Genomic DNA, 19,667 nt, shown 5'->3' with positions numbered 1-19,667 from the left:
TCAATTCCCCACTTCTTTAACTACTTAGAACAAAATGAAATATTGTTCTATCAATATTACAGCATAATTTTTTATAAATAGAAACATACTTATTCAAGGAAACTAATTTTACCATTTTCTCTGTTTGGAAGCATATGATTGTATTTTACTTATCTCACTACAATCTAAACCGTAATTCGTCCAATTATTATGAAGCGTTAAAAAGACCATCAGGGGATTTTTCTCCGATGGTCTTCTTAATAGTAATGATCTAATGGATAACTATCATATTGTAGAAATTTTAATAAAAAGTATTCTGCCATATATCGAATTATCCTAATCGTTACACCACATCTACAGCTGGCTCCTTTTTACTTGTGATACGGTTCACCACGATTAATCCGAAAAGCCCGATACACTTGTTCTAAAAGTACCAATCTCATCAGCTGATGCGGCAATGTCATTTTCGAGAATGAAAGTGATTCGTTAGAGCGCTTCATCACTTCCGAGCTAAGCCCGAGTGATCCCCCAATGATAAATGCCACTTTACTTTTTCCGTATGTAGCAAGACGATCAAGATTCGCTGCAAATTCTTCTGATGACTTTTGTTTTCCTTCGATTGCTAATGCAATAACATGTGTATCATCTGAAATTTTATCTAGTATTCGTATTCCTTCTTTTTCTTTTACAATTAGCATTTCTGCCTCACTTAAATTTTCCGGTGCTTTTTCATCCGGCAATTCAATAACTTCTACTTTTGCATACGCAGATAATCGTTTTAAGTATTCTGCAATACCTTGTTTTAAATATTTTTCTTTTAATTTTCCGATTGAAATAATCGAGATATTCACACCTATTCCCCACCTTACAAACACGTTATCCACAAAACTTATCCACATATCCACAATCATCATCCACATATTGTGTGAGAATCTGTGTTCGATACAACATATGTCGCCTTGTTTTGACAAAATTCACATGTTTTTTGTTCTTTTTCTGAGTTATCCACACTGTTGATAACTGGCGCTACTTCACACTCATCCACAATGATATCCAACGCTAATTCTACATGTTCTAAACAACAAGGTAACTTCATATCTTTCACCTCACTTTTTCACAATAGAAAACAGGAGGGCTGTCCTCCTGTTTTCTTAATAATTTTGACTGCCTAATTTCACCGTTGTTGTTGCTCGTTTTGTACCACGATAAAATGTCAGAGTCATTTTATCGTCAATTTTTTTATTATATAATACCGTTCGGAATCCAATAATATCATGTATTGATTTTCCATCAACAGCTATAATTACATCATGTTCCCTAAGTCCTGCATCTGCACCAGGCGATGGGCTTTTCACATCTAAAACGCAGACACCATCTGTTATATTTCCTGGCAAATGCAGCGTTTTAGACCAGTAATAATTCGGAATTTCATTTAGAGATCTCAGTTCAATTCCAACATAAGGACGTTTTACTTTCCCATACTTTTCAAGTTCATTCATAACAGGAACTGCTCTCGAAACAGGGATGGCAAGCCCAATTCCTTCTACTTCTTTCGCTGCAATTTTCATCGAATTAATTCCAACAAGTTGTCCTGCTACATTTACAAGTGCACCGCCACTATTCCCTGGGTTAATAGCTGCATCTGTTTGCAGTACTTCTACTTGCCAATCATAATGCCCATCTTGATCTAAGTCTACAGGAACAATTCTCTCATTTGCAGAAATAATTCCTTGTGTAACAGTTCCTGAAAATTGTAATCCAAGTGGGTTCCCAATTGCAATGACTGCTTCGCCTCGACGCACTGTATTAGAATCACCAATTTCAATTACTTTCTTAACTGGCTTTGCATCTATTTCTAGAACAGCTAAATCTGTAACTACATCGCTACCTAATATTTTACCAGGAACCTTTTTTCCATCACTTAAGCTCACCTCAATACGATTCGCTCCTGAAACAACATGATGGTTTGTTACGATATAAGCATGACCATTTGTTTTCTTATAAATGACGCCTGATCCTGTTCCAGCTTCTGAATCTGCTTCTGAAAAATTATCACGTTGGATGTTTATTACACCAACAACGGCTTCCGATGCACGATCAACAGCATCTACAAAACCAGAATGATTCGCTGTTTGTGATTGCTTTACTACCATATTCTCTTCACTTGCCTCAGCTTGCTGCAAGGGGCCAGTTTCAGATTGAGAAAATAAAGGAGCTCCAAATGCAAACAATGAAGCCCCTACGATTGTTCCTGCTATGCTAGAAATAACGATACCTTTGTGCTTCTTTTTACCTGTTCGTTTCATACGAAATTTCTCTTCATCAATAAAGGACATACTTGTTCACCAATCCTCCCGAAAACAACTATATTCCCCTTTATTGTTTACTAAAATCAAGAATTATACGTATTGAATTTTCGTTGGTGCCTTTGGATCCGTATCATGTACCTCAAACGCTTCCCCAACTGCAAAACCTTTTTCCTCTAGCACCTGTGCAACAGACATATGTGCTAGTTCTTTCATATTATTATCTAAGCTCAAATGCGCTAAATAAATGTGTTTCGTCTCATCTGTAATAACATCAGCCATTGCAAGTGCTGCATCTTCATTAGAAACATGACCCACATCGCTTAAAATGCGTCGTTTTATACTCCATGGATAACGTCCCATACGAAGCATTTCAACATCGTGATTACTTTCAAACACAAATGCGTTTGCTCCTTTAATGATACCTTTCATACGATCACTTACATAACCTGTATCTGTAATAAGGGCCAATTTTCTACCATTATGATGAAATGCATAAAACATTGGCTCTGCCGCATCATGAGAAACGCCAAATGATTCCACTTCAATATCTCCAAATGTTTTCACATCGCCAATTGAGAAAACAAATTTTTGATCAGTTGGGATGTTACCAATTAAATGTTCCATAGCGCTCCACGTTTTTTCATTTGCATACACAGGTAACTGATATTTACGTGCTAAAACGCCGAGACCTTTAATATGATCACTATGCTCATGTGTGACAAGAATACCTGATATATCTTGGATATCCAATTCAGCTTGCTGAAATAGGGCTTCTGTCGCTTTTCCACTCAAGCCTGCATCAATGAGCAATTTTTGTTTCTCGGTCCCTACATATAGCGCATTTCCTGTACTGCCGCTTGCAAGTACACTAAAATGCAAACTCATTTCTGCTCACTCCATTATTTTTTCTTTTTCATTTTCCTTTTCTTTCCCTAACTTAATAACTTGTCCCTCAATGGCATTCACAAAATAATCTACTTTTCGATCTGTTTTTAAATTCCATGTCGGAGCAAGCACTTGTATATTAGAAGCAGAAGATGCTACAAGAGTTGCATATCCAATCTGTGCTTCTTTAAAATGTGTATTTTGTTTTATTTTTATTTCAGTCTTAAAGTATAAATTTTCTAAAGCTGTTTGAGCGGTAATAATCTCTTGCTCTTTTGCTTTTTCATTCTCACCCATCTCTTTTAAATCGGTTAACATTGTTTGTGTATACGAAATAAATTCACCTTTCTCATTTACATCCACAACAATCATCCCATGATCATTATAAAAGATAGGTTTATCTTTATACTTTTGAAAGAAATAGATTTTCGTTGCTTCTGCTTTACCAAACTCATATTTCTGACCATCTAGCACATAGTTTTTCAAGAACTCACTATATTTATCTTTAGAAAGTGTTTTTGCATTTAACAATGGTTCCTTTAATTTACTTTCAATTGTGTTTAAATCTCGTAAAGTAACTGTTTGATTTTTTAAAGAACGTATATCTTCTTCTTTAAATTCCTTATTTTTCGCTGTAATAAAGGAATCTTTCTTTGGTTCTTTTGGTAAATCACCAATGGTAATTTTATCATCTTTTAACTGCTGATCCACCTTTGTTTCTGCCATGAGCTCTAATTGGTTACTATCTTGTTTTTGAATGAATTGAAAAACGAGAAAGAGGTCTAAAATAAAAAAGGTAACAATAAATATTGTTTTAATCCGATTCCAATCCAATTAGCTCTCCCTCCTTCTCTTCACTCCACTCATATGCGTGATGATCTTCACCATAAATTACGTACCAAATTGGCTTTAACTTTATATTTGTAATTTGTCCGTTTTGCTCAACTTCCGGTACTAATTTATAACCTATTCCAATGTTTTGAATCAAATTTTTAGCTATCTTCGAATTTTTTTCTAGGGATTGGATAACCGTCCGACCAGTTGGAAGCGTTGTTTCTCCATCTTTATCAATTGACAACCATTTAAATAATGGGCGTCTATAACTAATTAATTCTTCTGATCCCCATACTTGCCTTAATTCGGTCATTCCTTCTCGGTTAAATACTGGCAAATCTTCTTCATACAAACGGAATTTGGTTGTCCCTTTAGTCCCTTTAGAATTTATATAGTCAAATCGATAAGCATCAGTTAATCCACTATGACTATTAACAAATTCAAAACTCCGCTGCATAAGAGAGGTACCATTCATAGGTGCACCACCAGATACAGATGAATTTGTATACTCTAACATTCGATTCTGTTTGTTTATTCGCATAAGACGAATGCCATCTGTATATGTATCCTCTATTTCGTTAGAAAAAGGTTGCACATAACGCGGATCACTAAATAGTGCATTTTTAAATGATTCCACTTCCATGACTCGCGCAAAATATATTAAATTCTGCATTTCTGTTGAACCATCTGGTAAAAATATATTTTTCGTATCATTTATTTCATACGCAAAATACGGTCTTGCTAAAGCTAAAAATTGATTTTGTGCATTTATAATGTCCCTTAGATTCACACCTGTTAATGTCATTTTATACACTTTACGAGTACTATAAGAAACGAAATTCACATCAATATTTTGATCACGACTTTTAGAAGGATCAACAACAATACGATCAAAACTCAACATATCCAATTTCTTATCTTTAATTGTTAATACGCTCCTAATCGCATCAAACGGAACCTCTGTCGGAAAGACAATTTCAATCTTGCCTTCCCCGTGCACATAAGAGAGGAAATCACCTTTAGATATAGAGCTTGTAATATCCTTAAAATCGTGCAATTCCCCTTTTTGAATAAAAGTATATAATAAATTAATATTACTTTTCTTTTCACTTACAAAATGATTGTTATCCTTATGAACAATCATAGAAGATGGGACAATTACATTTGAAACATCTTGTTTCGGTGCTGTTGCGTTATCTGGAACAAATTTTGTGCTCTGCAATGAATTAGAATCAGGTACATAAGTCCATAAATTAAAAGTAAGAAACAGACTAATGACAACTAAGTTAATAAGGACAATGGTTTTAAAGTTTTCCATATTCATTCCCAATCGTCCTCTTCTTCCTTCGCCATTGGAAGGGTGAAATAAATGGTTGTCCCTTTTCCTTCCTCACTTTTTGCCCAAATAGATCCACCATGCGCCTCAATCATTTCCTTAGCAATGGCTAAACCTAAGCCTGTTCCACCCATCTGTCTTGAACGCGCCTTATCTACACGATAAAAACGTTCGAAAATCTTCTCTACATTTTCTTTTGGAATACCCATTCCCTGGTCACTCACACTAATTTCTAACATATCCTCTCGATCGCGCAGGCGATATGTTACTGTTCCACCTTCAGGAGAGTACTTTAACGCATTTGAAATGATATTGTATAAAACCTGTGTAATTTTATCAGCATCCATATCAATGAATCGAGATTTCTTAGAGAATGAACGCTTGAAAATTACATTTTGTTCCTTCGACATTTCAAAACGATCGATAACATTGTTAAAGAAATCCGTAAAATCTACCCATTCTTTCATTAAACGATGTTCTGTACTATCTAATTTAGATAATTGTAACAAGGCATTCACAAGTCGAATCATTCTTTCCGTTTCTTCTTGTGTAACTGTTAAAAATTGCGGTGCAATATTCGGATCTTGCCATGCACCATCACTAAGTGCCTCTAAATAACTACGCATCGTTGTTAACGGCGTCCGTAGTTCATGTGATACATTTGCCACAAACTCACGGCGCTCACGGTCAATTCGCTCTTGTTCTGTTACATCATACAACACAGCGATTAAACCATTTGCTTTACCTGTTTCCTTTTGAATAACAGAAAAACTAGCTCTCAAGATATACGGTTCATTTCGCGTACTGAAATCTAATAAAACAGAATCTGGTTCTTCATATAGATGATCGAGTGTAAATTCCTCTTGAATGCCTAGCACTTCTAAAACAGACTGATTTAATGCCGTTTCACGTGAAACGTTTAACATCTTTTCTGCCGGATCATTTAATAAAATAATGTCCCCTTTTCGATCAGTAGCAATTACACCATCTGTCATATGAGATAAAACAGACGAAAGCTTACGTCTTTCACTTTCAGTCGAAGAACGTGCTTGTTGTAATTTTTTTGATAAATTATTAAACGCTAGTGCTAATTGACCGATTTCATCATGACTGTGTACTTTTACCTTACGGGAGTAATTTCCCTTCGCCATTTCAATTGCTTGCCTTCGCATATCTGAAATTGGTCTTGTAATTGTTTGAGCTAATAAAATCCCTAGAACTGCTGTTACTAATAAAGCAATCACTGTCCCCGTTGCAAAAATTTGATTGATATCCTTCATCTGCTTATAAACATCTTCCATCGAAGCAACGATGTGAATGACACCAATTATTTTCCCCTTCTCTCCTTCAATTGGGGTAGCCATAACTTGAACACGGTGACCGGTTTTTCCATCTTTCTCAATCTTTCCTTCAGCCTTTTTTTGTACAATAGCCCTTTGCACTGTTATGTCTGTTATTGTTTTCCCTACCATACCTTGCTTAGATGAATTAGATATTGCTAATAGACGCCTGTTTGGATCAATCACACGTACTTCTTGAATATCCTTTTTCCGGTCTGATGCAAAGTCAGTAATTGATGTTTTAATCGCATTTTCTAAAGGGGGATCTGTTTTTTCACGCTCTTTTGCAAACTCTTGCTTCAAATTATAAGACAGTAAATTCGTTTGTTGTGTTAATGAATCCTTAAAACTTTGTACGAGACTTTTCTCCAGTTCACGAACAAAATATACACCAATAACCTGCATTGCTATCAAAATTAATAGCATATAGATGAGCACAAACTTTAAATGAATCGATTGAAAAAAACCAACTTTCTTCATATACTATTCCTGCTCTGGATCACGCAAGTAATACCCTACCCCACGTCTTGTTACAATTAAAGTTGGGTGACTTGGGTTATCTTCAATTTTTTCACGTAAACGGCGTACTGTTACATCTACTGTACGTACATCTCCAAAATAATCGTAGCCCCAAACCGTTTGTAATAAATGCTCACGCGTCATAACTTGTCCTAAATGCTTCGCCAAATAATGAAGCAATTCAAATTCACGATGTGTAAGTTCAATGCTTTCTTCTCTTTTCGTTACACTGTACGCATTTGGATTAATCACAATTGGTCCAATAACCATTTCTGTATTTTCTTCTTTTTCAGCTGAGCCAACTTGTTGATGACGACGCAAGTTTGCTTTTACACGTGCTAATAATTCACGCGTACTAAATGGTTTTGTTACATAATCATCTGCTCCAAGCTCTAATCCCAATACTTTATCGATTTCAGAATCTTTTGCAGTTAGCATAATAATTGGCATTTCAGAGCTTTTTCGTATTTCACGACAAACCTCTAACCCATCTTTCCCTGGTAACATAATATCCAATAAAACCATATCTGGTTGTTCCTCATTTGCCTTTTCAATAGCTTCGTCACCATCGTGCGCCATCACAATTTCAAAGCCCTCTTTTTCTAAGTTAAATTTTAAAATATCTGCAATCGGTTTCTCATCATCAACGACTAAGATTTTCTTTCCCATCATTGTTTGTTTCCTCCTAATAAAAATATGGTCAATCATCCTCAAACATGCACAGCTATCTGTATAGCGTATAATCAAACATTCGTAGCCTTTGTTTGAGTATTTTCTCCTCTATTCTCATAGAATCACGTATGATCCACATAAAAGTGGAACACTATACAATCTACAGAAAAACCCCTAGCTTCAACTGCTAGAGGCTCCTCATTCTATTGTAAAATAACTACTCTCATTTGTAAAATTGAAGAATATAAAAAGGATATTAAGTGGGCCCACTTAATATCCTGAGAGTGGCTCGGGACGGAATCGAACCGCCGACACGAGGATTTTCAGTCCTCTGCTCTACCGACTGAGCTACCGAGCCAAAACATATATATATAAAACCACTAATGGTGGTATAAACAAAAGTGGCGGTCCCGACCGGGGTCGAACCGGCGATCTCCTGCGTGACAGGCAGGCATGTTAACCACTACACCACGGGACCACAAAACATATATAAAAGATATGACCCGTACGGGATTCGAACCCGTGTTACCGCCGTGAAAGGGCGGTGTCTTAACCACTTGACCAACGGGCCACGAAAAATAAAATGGTGAGCCATGAAGGACTCGAACCTTCGACCCTCTGATTAAAAGTCAGATGCTCTACCAACTGAGCTAATGGCTCATACTCACCAACGTCATATTTTCGTGACGACAAGGGTTATCATAACATAATAACTTTTGTTTTTGCAATACCTTTTTTATATTTTTTTATACAAGATAAGAAAAAACTCATGTAAACATGAGTTTTTTCTTAAATAAACCAATTTTATATCAATTAAACACCGTATACGTTACGAACGATGTTTGTTTGATTACGATCTGGACCAACAGAGAACATAGATAGTTGGATACCTGTTAATTGAGACACACGCTCTACATAATGTCTTGCATTCTCAGGAAGCTCCTCTAATGATTTTACACCAGTAATATCTTCTGTCCAACCTGGAAGCTCTTCATATACAGGCTCACATTTTGCTAAAATGTTTAAGTTTGCTGGAACTTCATCCAGAACTTCTCCATTATACTTATATGCAATACAGATTTTCACAGTTGGAATACCTGTTAATACGTCGATAGAGTTTAAAGATAAATCTGTTAAACCACTCACACGGCGTGCATGTCTTACAACAACGCTGTCAAACCAACCTACGCGACGTGGACGACCTGTTGTTGTACCATATTCACGACCAACTTCACGAATTTGATGACCAATTTCATCATGCAGTTCAGTAGGGAATGGACCGTCACCAACACGGCTTGTATAGGCTTTACATACACCTACTACACGATTGATTTTAGAAGGACCAACTCCAGAACCGATTGTTACACCACCAGCAACTGGATTAGAAGATGTAACGAATGGGTACGTACCTTGGTCAATATCAAGCATTACGCCTTGTGCACCTTCAAATAGTACGCGACGTCCTTCATCTAATGCATCATTTAATACAACGGATGTATCGCATACGTATTGTGCGATTTGTTGTCCATACTCAAAGTACTCTTCAAAGATTTCATCTGCATTAAAGCCTTCTGCATCATACATTTTTTCAAATAGACGATTTTTTTCTGCTAAATTACGTTCAAGCTTTTCTTTAAATGCTTCACGATCTAAAAGATCAGCCATACGAATACCAACGCGAGCAGCTTTATCCATGTATGCTGGACCGATACCTTTTTTCGTTGTACCGATTTTGTTATCACCTTTACGCTCTTCTTCTAACTCATCTTGTTTTAGGTGATAAGGTAAAATAACGTGCGCGCGGTTACTAATACGTAAATTATCAGTGCTTACACCACGATCGTGTAAGTATTTTAATTCTACAAGTAATGCTTTTGGATCTACTACCATACCGTTTCCGATAACACAAATTTTTTCTTTATAGAAAATACCAGATGGAATTAAGTGTAGTTTATACTTAACACCGCCGAAAACAATTGTATGTCCTGCGTTGTTTCCACCTTGATATCTTGCAACTACTTCCGCATGTTCAGAAAGGAAATCAGTAATTTTACCTTTTCCTTCATCGCCCCACTGTGTTCCTACAACTACTACTGAAGACATTATTCAAGCACCTCCGCAATTTTCAAACGAACTTTTCAAACAATATAATTGTACCAAAATGAAAAGAGAAGTCAATTTAAAAACGAACATTTTTTTATCTTTTATCAATTTCGTTCGTAAGAATTCTTTATTCACACGATGAAAGCCCTATTTTTTATTCATAAAAAAAAGAAACACATCTTATTATAAGAAATGTGTTTCTTTTTTATACTTCTACTATGCCGGTGGCGCATGTCCATCGTCAAAGCGTCGCTCTAAGTTTACGAATTTGTTAAATTCCTTCACGAATGCGAGCTCTACAGAACCTACTGGACCATTACGTTGCTTGGCAATAATAATTTCAATCGTGTTTTTATTTTCCGTTTCGCGATCATAGTAATCTTCACGATACAAGAATGCCACAATATCGGCATCCTGCTCAATACTTCCTGATTCACGAATATCAGACATCATCGGACGTTTATCTTGACGAGATTCAACACCACGAGAGAGCTGAGATAAGGCAATAACAGGAACTTGTAGCTCACGCGCAATTCCTTTTAATGTACGGGAAATTTCAGATACTTCCTGCTGACGGTTTTCACCAGATTTCCCACTACCTTGAATAAGCTGTAAGTAATCGATTAAAATCATTCCAAGTCCCTGTTCTTGCTTTAATCTGCGGCATTTCGCACGAATTTCACTAACTCGAATTCCTGGCGTATCATCAATATATATTCCAGCATTCGAAAGACTTCCCATTGCCATTGTCAGCTTTGCCCAATCATCTGAAGTTAACGAGCCAGTACGAAGCCTTTGTGCATCAATATTTCCTTCTGCACAAAGCATACGCATAACAAGCTGATCAGCACCCATCTCTAAACTAAAAATTGCCACATTTTCATCCGTTTTAGTTGCCACATTCTGCGCGATATTCAGTGAAAATGCCGTTTTTCCCACTGAAGGACGAGCTGCCACAATGATTAAATCGTTACGTTGAAATCCCGCTGTCATCTTATCTAATTCAGTAAATCCAGTTGGTATTCCTGTAACTTCACCTTTTTGATTATGCAAAAGTTCAATTTTATCATAAGCATCTACAAGAACATCCTTAATATTTTGGAATGCCTTTGCATTTGTCTGATGTGATACTTCTAATATTTTTTTCTCCGCCTCATTTAAAAGACCTTCCACATCATCTTCTCTCTCATATCCATCTGAAACAATATGAGTTGCCGTTCGAATCAAACGGCGTAACAGTGATTTTTCAGCAATAATGCGTGCATAATATTCTACGTTGGCCGCTGTCGGAACAGCCTCCGCTAATTCAGCTAAATAAGAAACACCACCAACTTCTTCTAACAACCCTTGATCAGCAAGCGCTGCTGTTGCGGTAACTAAATCAATAGGTTCTCCTTTATCAGATAGTTTAAGCATAACTTCAAAAATCTTTTGGTGTGCTGTTCGATAGAAAGATTCCGGCATTAGCAGTTCTGAAGCTGAAGTTAATGCATCTTGATCAAGAAATATCGCACCTAAAACCGCTTGCTCAGCCTCTATATTATGCGGAGGGGTACGATCAGCAAATACGTCACTCATGCGCAATCCTCCTTGCCTAACTTATTTTTATTGTTCACTAACATGAACTTTTACTGTCGCTGTTACTTGTGGATGTAATTTCACAGTTACGTTTGTATATCCTAATGCACGAATTGCATCGTCCATTTCAAACTTACGTTTATCAAGCTTAATATTATGTGCTTTTTGCATCGCATCTACAATTTGTTTACTTGTAATAGAACCAAATAAACGGCCACCTTCACCAGACTTTGCTTTTAATTCTACAGTTAATTTCTCTAGAGTTTCTTTTAACTCTTTCGCATTCTCAAGTTCAGCCGCTGCATCTTTTTCTTCTTTACGTTTTTGTGCTTCTAACGTTTTCATGCTGCTATTTGTTGCTTCCGCAGCTAATCCTTGTTTTAGTAAGAAGTTATTTGCATAACCATCTGGTACGTTCTTTATTTCTCCTTTTTTCCCTTTACCTTTTACGTCTTTTAGAAAAATTACCTTCATGATTGTGTGCCTCCCTGTAAATAGTCATCAATAACAAATTGAAGTTTATCTTGAGCTTCATCTACTGTTACATTTTTCATTTGTGTAGCTGCATTCGTTAAATGTCCGCCACCACCTAGATTTTCCATAATTAGTTGCACGTTTACTTCGCCTAAAGAACGCCCACTAATTCCAATGAAGCTTTCCCCACGTTTTGCAATGACAAAAGAAGCGATTACTCCTGTCATTGTCAGCAACGTATCAGCTGATTGTGCGATTAATACTTGATCATAATATTCATCGCCGTCTACTTTCGCAATTGCAATTCCATTTTTATAAATGTAAGCATTTTGAATTGTTTTTGCAACTCGTAAATACTGCTCCATATCTTCTTTTAACAATTCTTGTACAAGTACTGTATCCGCTCCATGCGAGCGTAGATAAGAAGCTGCATCAAATGTGCGGGCACCTGTCCGGAATGTAAAGCTTTTCGTATCCACTATAATCCCTGCAAGTAATGCTGTAGCTTCTAACATTGTCATTTTCAAACGTTTCGGCTGATATTCAAGAAGTTCCGTTACAAGTTCAGCTGTCGAAGACGCATATGGCTCCATGTACACAAGAAGAGGATCCTCAATAAATTCCTCACCACGGCGATGATGGTCAATCACAACTACATTTTCAATCTTATGCAAAAGCTTTTCCTCCATCACCATTGATGGTTTGTGTGTATCAACAACGACAAGCAATGAATCGTCTGTTGCAAATTCCATAGCCTGCTGTGGTGTAATAAAACGAGACCATAAATCCTCATTTTGCTTTACCTTATCCATTAAACGTTTAATACCTTTATCAGAGTCATTCTCGTCTAGTACAATGTACCCTTCACGCTCATTCAACTGTGCTACTTTTAAAATTCCAATGGCCGCCCCAATCGCATCCATATCAGGAGCTCTATGACCCATTATAATAACATTACTGCTCTCTAATACTAAATCTTTCAATGCATGAGAGATAACCCGTGCACGTACACGCGTGCGTTTTTCCACTGGATTTGTCTTGCCACCATAAAATTTCACTTTACCTGTCGCTTGTTTAATCGCAACTTGATCTCCACCTCGCCCTAAAGCAAGATCTAAACCCGATTGTGCCATCGCACCAAGCTCTGATAAAGATAAGTCGCCTGATCCTACACCAATACTTAATGTAAGTGGAATATTTCGTTTTGATGTTTCTTCACGCACTTGATCTAAAATATCAAACTTTCCTTTCTCCATTTGTGCCAGAATACTTTCATTTAACACAACAAAGAATCTCTCTGAAGAAGCTCGTTTTAAATATGCACCGTATTTGATAGCCCACTCATTTAGACGTGATGTCACAAGACTCGTGATGTTCGTACGCAATTGGTCATCCAAACCTTGTGTAACTTCATCATAGTTGTCCAAATAAATAATCGCGAGAACTGTACGCTGATCCTCATACATTTTTTCAATTTCTGTTTGCTCTGTTACATCGAAGAAATAAATTAACTTTTCTTCTTTCCTTACAAACACACGAAACTTACGATTATTTAAAGATACAATATCATCCGCAGTTTCTCCTTTAATAAAGAGGAGTAATGTTTCTGATACATCATACAAATGCCATCCTGCTAAAGAGTGTTGCCCCAAACAAGAGGACAAATAAGGATTTGCCCAATCAATTCCATAATCCTTATTGTATAACAAAATACCAATTGGCATTTGATTAAACGCTTCATTACTTACTTTCTTTACTCTTGTAATCATATCCGTTGTATACTTTTCAAAATTCCTCTGAAAGGCTAGCTCAAATCGAATTACAAAAAAGAGAACAATACAAAAAATAAAAAAAGCGGCCATTCCCATTATCCAGTGCAAATAACCGAGAATGGTAATAAGCACAAGCATAAAAAAAGCTAATACATAAACAGGATATAAAAACCGCTGTCTCTTATAAAATTCAGGCATGTACCCAACTCCTATAAAGTAAAACTAACACAAATAGGAAATCATTCAATTTCCATCAATGGTCAGTTGAACAGATTAAACGCCCCAAAGTTAAACTTCCATTAAAAGCTTACGTCATATAATAAGCTCATATACCCTTCTCTCGTCTTTGCTTATTTTGGTTGTATTTTAGAACGTAACGAAAAGCCTAAATCAATTATACCTAAGATTGTTACTAGTGGAAACAACATTGGAATAATCATACATACGATAAAACTGAGAATAGGGATCGCTTTTGCATAACCTTTTACATGCGCAAAGAAGGCTATAAATGAAAAACCTTGGAATAGGAGCAGCAATGAAAAGATGGCATATAGATTAGAAAATGCCATATACACATATGAATCTGATTCCACCTTCATAAATGTTGAAAGTAAAATAAATACTACATAATACCAGACAATGCTTTTTGGCAATCGCATATCCCTAAACTTAGGCCATGGCTCTATCGCATACTTTAATCTCTTTAAAACATTCCCCGCTATTAATACTGTAATCCAAGAATATATTAAAGAAACCATTACAAGCAAACTTGGCAGAAGAATTCGAAGCATATCACTAAATTGCCCTAATAAATCTTTTTGCTCTTGGTTAATTGGCGCACCTGCCGCCTTCATTATTTTTTCACTTTGTTCCATTCCTTGTTTGAACATATCTTGCATTTCCTTAAGAAAATCTATGTTAAAAAATTGTATACTCGCTACATAAACTAGTACAAAATTAAGCAAATATACAAGCGTTCCTACCAATAATATTTCTGCTGGTCCTTTTTTCTTCTTATACATATATCCTAAAGAGATGCCTATTATGCCTGACATGAATGTATTCACAAGACTAAGTGGCGAACTAATAATGATAGTAACAAGAATCGATGCTCCAAACAGCATACATGTACTAGAAAACGGATACCTTACCATAAACAATAGAAAAGGCAATGGAAGTGCAAATATTGCAACCATACTTATAACAGGTACATACAAGAACGTTAAAAGTAAAACTGCATATACAGCTAACAAAACTGCCCCTTCTGTAATAAGCCTTGTACGTTTCATCTTTTACCTCCTATTTCTAAAAAGAAAAGCATAGCAAAATGCACAGTAGAGTCGGACTCTACTGTGCATTTCATACGCTATTATTCACCAACATATGGTAAAAGTGCCATTTGACGAGCACGTTTAATTGCAACTGTAAGTTTGCGTTGGTATTTTGCGCTTGTTCCTGTTACACGACGAGGTAAAATTTTACCACGCTCAGAAACGAAACGTTTTAATAAATCAACATCTTTATAGTCAATGCGAGTGATGCCGTTAGATGTGAAGAAACACACCTTACGACGTTTCGCACGTCCACCTTTGCGTCCTGCCATGTCTATTTCCCTCCATTCTTTGTTAAAAATAACCGATCTATACCATTAGAATGGTAAATCGTCGTCCGAAATATCAATCGGTTGACCTACATTTGAAAATGGATCGTCATTCTTCGTAAATCCTGAGTTACCTGAGTTACCTGAGTTACCTGAATTACCTGATTGACCAAATGGGTTAGAGCCTTGGTTACCGTAACCAGCTCCTGATGGTTGCTGATTGAATGAACCACGTTGCTCCCCACCGCCATTACGCGGCTCTAAAAATTGTACGCTCTCCGCAAGAACCTCTGTTACATATACACGTTTACCATCTTGTCCCTCATAATTACGAGTTTGAAGACGTCCATCTACGCCTGCTAAGCTACCTTTTTTCAAATAATTCGCCACGTTTTCTGCTTGTTTACGCCATATTACACAATTAATAAAGTCAGCTTCACGCTCACCTTGTTGATTTGCAAATGCGCGATTTACAGCTAACGTGAAAGTAGCTACCGCAACACCATTGGGCGTGTAACGTAAGTCAGGGTCCTTAGTTAAACGACCAACGAGGATAACACGATTCATCAATCGAACCACTCTCCCTATATATCTTAATTATTTTTCTTCTTCTTTAACAACGATGTGACGAAGGATATCTTCGTTGATCTTAGCTAAACGATCGAATTCTTTAACAGCTTCTGCATCAGAATTTACGTTTAAGATCATGTAGAAACCGTCACGTAAGTCGTTGATTTCGTAAGCTAAACGACGCTTACCCCACTCTTTTGTGTTAATGATTTCTGCACCATTGTTAGTTAAAACGCCTGCGAAGCGCTCAACTAAAGCTTTTTGAGCTTCTTCCTCCATGTTTGGACGGATGATGTACATGATTTCGTACTTTTTCATTACACTTTCACCTCCTTTTGGTCTAAACGGCCCATAATGGGCAAGGAGCAATTAATTATATAGTAATTACTCACGAGTTTAGATTATATCATAGTAAGTTAGATGAATCAACTAACCAATAAATAAAAAACTTGGCAAACATATGATATATTTGCCAAGTTTATATCCCTATTTTTCCTAGGAAATATAAAATTACACGTTAAAGCGGAAGTGCATAACATCTCCATCTTTTACGATATACTCTTTTCCTTCTAAACGTACTTTTCCAGCTTCTTTAGCTGCTGTCATAGAACCGTTCTCCATTAAATCATCATATGAAACTGTTTCAGCACGAATAAATCCACGTTCAAAGTCTGTATGAATAACACCAGCACATTGTGGTGCCTTCATACCTTTCTTAAACGTCCATGCACGTACTTCTTGTACACCAGCTGTGAAATAAGTAGCTAAGCCTAATAAATCGTATGCAGCACGAATCAGCTGATCTAAACCTGATTCTTCAATGCCTAACTCTTCAAGGAATACTTTTTTCTCTTCCTCATCTAACTCAGCAATTTCTGATTCAATTTTTGCACAAACAACAATTACTTGTGAATTTTCATTTGCCGCAAATTCTTTTACCATCTGCACATATTCATTTTCAGATGGATCCATGATATCATCTTCACTTACGTTTGCTACATAAAGCATCTCTTTCGTCGTAAGCAAATGAAGACCTTTAACAATTTTCATTTGTTCTTCTGTAAACTCAACAGTACGAGCTGGTTTTCCCGCTTCAAATGCTTCTTTTAAGCGAACTAAAATTTCGTGCTCATATACTGCTTCTTTATCCTTTTGTCTTGCTAATTTCGCTACACGTTCAATACGTTTATCAACAGATTCTAAATCTGCTAAAATTAGCTCTAAATTGATTGTTTCAATATCATCAATTGGATCTACTTTTCCTGAAACGTGTGTAATATTTTCATCCTCAAAACAACGAACAACTTGGCAAATTGCGTCTACTTGGCGAATATGAGATAAGAATTTGTTTCCTAATCCTTCACCTTTACTTGCACCTTTTACGATACCTGCGATATCAGTAAATTCAAATACAGTTGGAACAGTTTTTTTCGGTTCTACTAGTTCCGTTAATTTATTTAAGCGTTCATCTGGTACTTCTACAATCCCTACGTTCGGATCAATTGTACAGAATGGATAGTTTGCAGATTCTGCTCCCGCTTGTGTAATTGCATTAAATAATGTTGATTTCCCTACGTTAGGTAAACCAACAATCCCAGCCGTTAATCCCATATTTTTCACTCCTATGTCTCAATCTTCCATCATTATAGATAGTAACGAATAAAATGACAAGTTCCCTAAAAGTTCAAAAAAGTAACAGCTGCCTGGAGCAGCTGTTACTTCTTCTCTATTCTTCATGCTTTACAAGAATTTTTTTCACCTTGCGATCAAACTCTCTTCGAGGAATCATTACCGAATGGCCACATCCCTCGCACTTAACGCGGATATCCATTCCCATACGAATAATTTTCCAACGATTTGCACCACATGGATGGGCCTTCTTCATTTCCACAACATCGTACAAGTTATATTGCTTTTGCTCCACTCTCTAAACCCCTCTCACAACTAATTTGCTTTCTCACTAACCATTTCTTCACGATTATATAAGACCATACGTGGATATGGAATTTCAATGCCATGTAAATCAAGACGATTTTTAATCTCTTTACGAAGGGCTCTAGCAATAGCCATATGTTTCATTGGTTCTACTTCAGAGACAACACGTAGTACAACTTCAGATGCAGCAAGTGTTTGAATTCCTAATAATTCTGGTTTTGCTACCATTTCTTCATATCTTTCAGGTAATTCCTCTAATAAATCTTCAATTACCTGTTCTGCTCGTGCTATATCACCTTCATAGGAAATTGATATATCAACAAAAGCTACACTATTACTAATGGAAAAGTTCGTTACTTGCGTAATACCACCATTTGGCAAAATATGAATTTCCCCTGTCCAGCTTTTTATCTTTGTTGTACGTAATCCAATTTCTAAAACTACACCTTCAAATTGACCGATACGAACATGGTCACCTACCGAAAACTGATCTTCTAATAAAATAAACAATCCTGTAATAACATCTTTTACTAAGCTTTGAGCACCAAAACCGACTGCTAAACCGATTACCCCAGCCCCAGCTAGTAAACCTGATGCATTAATGTTAAATACGCCTAAAATCGCTATTAACATTATGAACATAACAACGTATGCCACAATGTTTTCAAGCAATTTCGCTACTGTAACTGTACGACGCTCTGAGATTTGAATTGGTGAACGACTTCCCATACGGAATGCATTTCTTACAATTGCTCTAGCAATACGTACTACTACTGCACCAAGTACTAAAATTATCAATATTTTTAATGTTGCCATTCCGACATAAGCCCAACGATCTGAATCTAATAAATATCTCTTGGTAGCTTCGAATCCTTGTGTTAATACATCCATATACTTCTACCTCTCCGATAAAAATTTCTTTTTCATTCATTCTTTATTGTATCAGAAGTTTTCTCCATTTCTGAAAAAAAATTTATTGCTGTATTTGCATTTGTTCACTTTGATTCAGGTATAAAATGTAATGAATATATATATACTAGTACTATTATTTCCTGTTTTATAAACGGCTTGCAAAAATAAAGAACTTATAATTTTCCATATTACATTTTTTTCAATAAAACTTTACAGTGAATCATAAAATTTATCAGAAGGATGGATGATTCATGAATATAGGGAATTTCCGCTTACCTTTTTTTGAAAAAGAATCACAAAATATTATGCATCACGATTTAGAGGCTTGTACAACAATTAGTGATTTTCTTCTCTCACATATACCTATTAGTCAAAATACCCCCCTCAGCCTAATTTGCATAGGAACAGATCGTTCAACCGGTGACGCCCTTGGCCCACTAGTCGGATCTAAACTAGAACAAATGAACATTCAAAATTTCCACGTATTCGGCACACTTGATGAACCAATCCATGCGTTAAATCTCGAAGATGAAATTCAGAATATACAAACTTTAATTCCTGATTCTTTTATTATTGCCATTGATGCTTGTCTTGGAAAATCACAAAGTATCGGTTCCATAACTGTTGGTGAAGGACCTAGTAAACCTGGTGCAGCAATGAACAAAAAGTTACCTGCAATTGGCGAGCTACACATACATGGTATCGTAAATTTAAATGGTTTCATGGAATTTTTTGTCTTGCAAAATACAAGATTAAGCCTCGTTATGAAAATGGCGGACGTTATTGCCCAAAGTATAAAGGAAACAGATCAGAAATTATCCGTATTAAAAAAAGCAAACCATCTATAAA

20 protein-coding genes and 4 tRNA genes are annotated in these 19,667 nt (G+C 36.3%); 1 reads left to right on the top strand and 23 read right to left on the bottom strand.

The annotated features are described in order from the left end of the window. Positions 1-350: 350 nt before the first annotated feature. The 23 genes from rlmH to C564_RS0106935 form a co-directional block, all read right to left on the bottom strand. Positions 351-830 (bottom strand): 23S rRNA (pseudouridine(1915)-N(3))-methyltransferase RlmH, encoded by a 480-nt coding sequence (rlmH, locus tag C564_RS0107045; RefSeq protein ID WP_003209320.1) that lies wholly within the window; start codon positions 828-830, stop codon positions 351-353. Positions 831-889: 59 nt separating this feature from the next. After that, positions 890-1,075, bottom strand: coding sequence for a CxxH/CxxC protein (locus C564_RS0107040; protein ID WP_026008486.1), 186 nt, complete (start codon positions 1,073-1,075; stop codon positions 890-892). Between the two features lie 55 nt (positions 1,076-1,130). After that, on the bottom strand, positions 1,131-2,315 hold the full coding sequence (locus tag C564_RS0107035; protein ID WP_003209322.1) for a S1C family serine protease: 1,185 nt from the start codon (positions 2,313-2,315) through the stop codon (positions 1,131-1,133). A 63-nt stretch (positions 2,316-2,378) separates the two neighbouring features. Next, positions 2,379-3,173: an MBL fold metallo-hydrolase gene (locus C564_RS0107030; RefSeq protein WP_003202558.1), complete on the bottom strand. Its 795-nt coding sequence runs from the start codon at positions 3,171-3,173 to the stop codon at positions 2,379-2,381. 6 nt (positions 3,174-3,179) lie between these two features. Continuing rightward, a complete protein-coding gene (locus C564_RS0107025; protein ID WP_018764832.1) occupies positions 3,180-4,007 on the bottom strand; it encodes a two-component system regulatory protein YycI in 828 nt (275 codons plus the stop codon). Further along, positions 3,988-5,331: a YycH family regulatory protein gene (locus tag C564_RS0107020; protein ID WP_018764831.1), complete on the bottom strand. Its 1,344-nt coding sequence runs from the start codon at positions 5,329-5,331 to the stop codon at positions 3,988-3,990. The genes C564_RS0107025 and C564_RS0107020 overlap by 20 nt, the downstream gene beginning before the upstream one ends. After that, the gene (walK, locus tag C564_RS0107015; protein ID WP_018764830.1) at positions 5,328-7,163 is read right to left on the bottom strand and encodes a cell wall metabolism sensor histidine kinase WalK; all 1,836 of its coding nucleotides are present in this window, start codon (positions 7,161-7,163) and stop codon (positions 5,328-5,330) included. Before walK ends, C564_RS0107020 begins: the two co-directional genes overlap by 4 nt. A gap of 3 nt (positions 7,164-7,166) precedes the next feature. Then, positions 7,167-7,874, bottom strand: a complete 708-nt coding sequence (gene walR / locus C564_RS0107010; RefSeq protein ID WP_018764829.1) for a cell wall metabolism DNA-binding response regulator WalR — start codon at positions 7,872-7,874, stop codon at positions 7,167-7,169. Positions 7,875-8,159: 285 nt separating this feature from the next. Then, positions 8,160-8,232, bottom strand: a tRNA-Phe gene (locus C564_RS0107005). A gap of 44 nt (positions 8,233-8,276) precedes the next feature. Further along, positions 8,277-8,352 (bottom strand) — tRNA-Asp (locus C564_RS0107000). Positions 8,353-8,373: 21 nt separating this feature from the next. Continuing rightward, positions 8,374-8,445, bottom strand: a tRNA-Glu gene (locus C564_RS0106995). 13 nt (positions 8,446-8,458) lie between these two features. After that, positions 8,459-8,534, bottom strand: a tRNA-Lys gene (locus C564_RS0106990). A gap of 153 nt (positions 8,535-8,687) precedes the next feature. After that, complete coding sequence (locus C564_RS0106985; RefSeq protein WP_018764828.1) at positions 8,688-9,977, bottom strand: adenylosuccinate synthase; 1,290 nt, start codon at positions 9,975-9,977, stop codon at positions 8,688-8,690. 216 nt (positions 9,978-10,193) lie between these two features. After that, entirely contained in the window at positions 10,194-11,555 is a 1,362-nt protein-coding gene (dnaB, locus tag C564_RS0106980) for a replicative DNA helicase (protein ID WP_003202566.1), read from the bottom strand. 27 nt (positions 11,556-11,582) lie between these two features. Beyond that, on the bottom strand, positions 11,583-12,029 hold the full coding sequence (gene rplI / locus C564_RS0106975) for a 50S ribosomal protein L9 (protein ID WP_018764827.1): 447 nt from the start codon (positions 12,027-12,029) through the stop codon (positions 11,583-11,585). Next, positions 12,026-13,999: a DHH family phosphoesterase gene (locus C564_RS0106970; protein WP_018764826.1), complete on the bottom strand. Its 1,974-nt coding sequence runs from the start codon at positions 13,997-13,999 to the stop codon at positions 12,026-12,028. The genes rplI and C564_RS0106970 overlap by 4 nt, the downstream gene beginning before the upstream one ends. Positions 14,000-14,151: 152 nt before the next feature. Continuing rightward, on the bottom strand, positions 14,152-15,090 hold the full coding sequence (locus C564_RS0106965; RefSeq protein ID WP_003202592.1) for a YybS family protein: 939 nt from the start codon (positions 15,088-15,090) through the stop codon (positions 14,152-14,154). Between the two features lie 80 nt (positions 15,091-15,170). Beyond that, a complete protein-coding gene (rpsR, locus tag C564_RS0106960; RefSeq protein WP_000918874.1) occupies positions 15,171-15,404 on the bottom strand; it encodes a 30S ribosomal protein S18 in 234 nt (77 codons plus the stop codon). Positions 15,405-15,449: 45 nt separating this feature from the next. Continuing rightward, positions 15,450-15,971, bottom strand: coding sequence for a single-stranded DNA-binding protein (gene ssb, locus C564_RS0106955; RefSeq protein ID WP_016132486.1), 522 nt, complete (start codon positions 15,969-15,971; stop codon positions 15,450-15,452). A 27-nt stretch (positions 15,972-15,998) separates the two neighbouring features. Then, on the bottom strand, positions 15,999-16,289 hold the full coding sequence (gene rpsF / locus C564_RS0106950; protein ID WP_003209337.1) for a 30S ribosomal protein S6: 291 nt from the start codon (positions 16,287-16,289) through the stop codon (positions 15,999-16,001). Positions 16,290-16,481: 192 nt separating this feature from the next. Further along, positions 16,482-17,582 (bottom strand): redox-regulated ATPase YchF, encoded by a 1,101-nt coding sequence (gene ychF / locus C564_RS0106945; RefSeq protein WP_006096782.1) that lies wholly within the window; start codon positions 17,580-17,582, stop codon positions 16,482-16,484. A 115-nt stretch (positions 17,583-17,697) separates the two neighbouring features. After that, a complete protein-coding gene (locus tag C564_RS0106940; RefSeq protein ID WP_003202584.1) occupies positions 17,698-17,895 on the bottom strand; it encodes a DUF951 domain-containing protein in 198 nt (65 codons plus the stop codon). A 20-nt stretch (positions 17,896-17,915) separates the two neighbouring features. Continuing rightward, positions 17,916-18,797, bottom strand: a complete 882-nt coding sequence (locus C564_RS0106935; protein ID WP_003202583.1) for a mechanosensitive ion channel family protein — start codon at positions 18,795-18,797, stop codon at positions 17,916-17,918. A gap of 272 nt (positions 18,798-19,069) precedes the next feature. Here C564_RS0106935 and yyaC point away from each other — a divergent pair, with 272 nt between their 5' ends. Beyond that, complete coding sequence (gene yyaC / locus C564_RS0106930; RefSeq protein WP_018764825.1) at positions 19,070-19,666, top strand: spore protease YyaC; 597 nt, start codon at positions 19,070-19,072, stop codon at positions 19,664-19,666. The last annotated feature ends 1 nt before the right edge of the window (position 19,667 follow it).

Origin of the sequence: Bacillus sp. 105MF (assembly GCF_000374885.1) — a bacterium.
Classification (GTDB): Bacteria; Bacillota; Bacilli; order Bacillales; family Bacillaceae_G; genus Bacillus_A; species Bacillus_A pseudomycoides.
This window is presented reverse-complemented; position numbering and strand designations above follow the sequence as displayed.

Bases quoted from the DNA above. Each gene is read 5' to 3' on its own strand.
- C564_RS0107040 (WP_026008486.1), bottom strand. From the start codon at position 1,075: ATGAAGTTACCTTGTTGTTTAGAACATGTAGAATTAGCGTTGGATATC.
- C564_RS0107035 (WP_003209322.1), bottom strand. From the start codon at position 2,315: ATGTCCTTTATTGATGAAGAGAAATTTCGTATGAAACGAACAGGTAAA.
- C564_RS0107030 (WP_003202558.1), bottom strand. From the start codon at position 3,173: ATGAGTTTGCATTTTAGTGTACTTGCAAGCGGCAGTACAGGAAATGCG.
- C564_RS0107020 (WP_018764831.1), bottom strand. From the start codon at position 5,331: ATGAATATGGAAAACTTTAAAACCATTGTCCTTATTAACTTAGTTGTC.
- walK (WP_018764830.1), bottom strand. From the start codon at position 7,163: ATGAAGAAAGTTGGTTTTTTTCAATCGATTCATTTAAAGTTTGTGCTC.
- walR (WP_018764829.1), bottom strand. From the start codon at position 7,874: ATGATGGGAAAGAAAATCTTAGTCGTTGATGATGAGAAACCGATTGCA.
- C564_RS0106985 (WP_018764828.1), bottom strand. From the start codon at position 9,977: ATGTCTTCAGTAGTAGTTGTAGGAACACAGTGGGGCGATGAAGGAAAA.
- dnaB (WP_003202566.1), bottom strand. From the start codon at position 11,555: ATGAGTGACGTATTTGCTGATCGTACCCCTCCGCATAATATAGAGGCT.
- rplI (WP_018764827.1), bottom strand. From the start codon at position 12,029: ATGAAGGTAATTTTTCTAAAAGACGTAAAAGGTAAAGGGAAAAAAGGA.
- C564_RS0106970 (WP_018764826.1), bottom strand. From the start codon at position 13,999: ATGCCTGAATTTTATAAGAGACAGCGGTTTTTATATCCTGTTTATGTA.
- C564_RS0106965 (WP_003202592.1), bottom strand. From the start codon at position 15,090: ATGAAACGTACAAGGCTTATTACAGAAGGGGCAGTTTTGTTAGCTGTA.
- rpsR (WP_000918874.1), bottom strand. From the start codon at position 15,404: ATGGCAGGACGCAAAGGTGGACGTGCGAAACGTCGTAAGGTGTGTTTC.
- rpsF (WP_003209337.1), bottom strand. From the start codon at position 16,289: ATGAAAAAGTACGAAATCATGTACATCATCCGTCCAAACATGGAGGAA.
- ychF (WP_006096782.1), bottom strand. From the start codon at position 17,582: ATGGGATTAACGGCTGGGATTGTTGGTTTACCTAACGTAGGGAAATCA.
- C564_RS0106935 (WP_003202583.1), bottom strand. From the start codon at position 18,797: ATGGATGTATTAACACAAGGATTCGAAGCTACCAAGAGATATTTATTA.
- yyaC (WP_018764825.1), top strand. From the start codon at position 19,070: ATGAATATAGGGAATTTCCGCTTACCTTTTTTTGAAAAAGAATCACAA.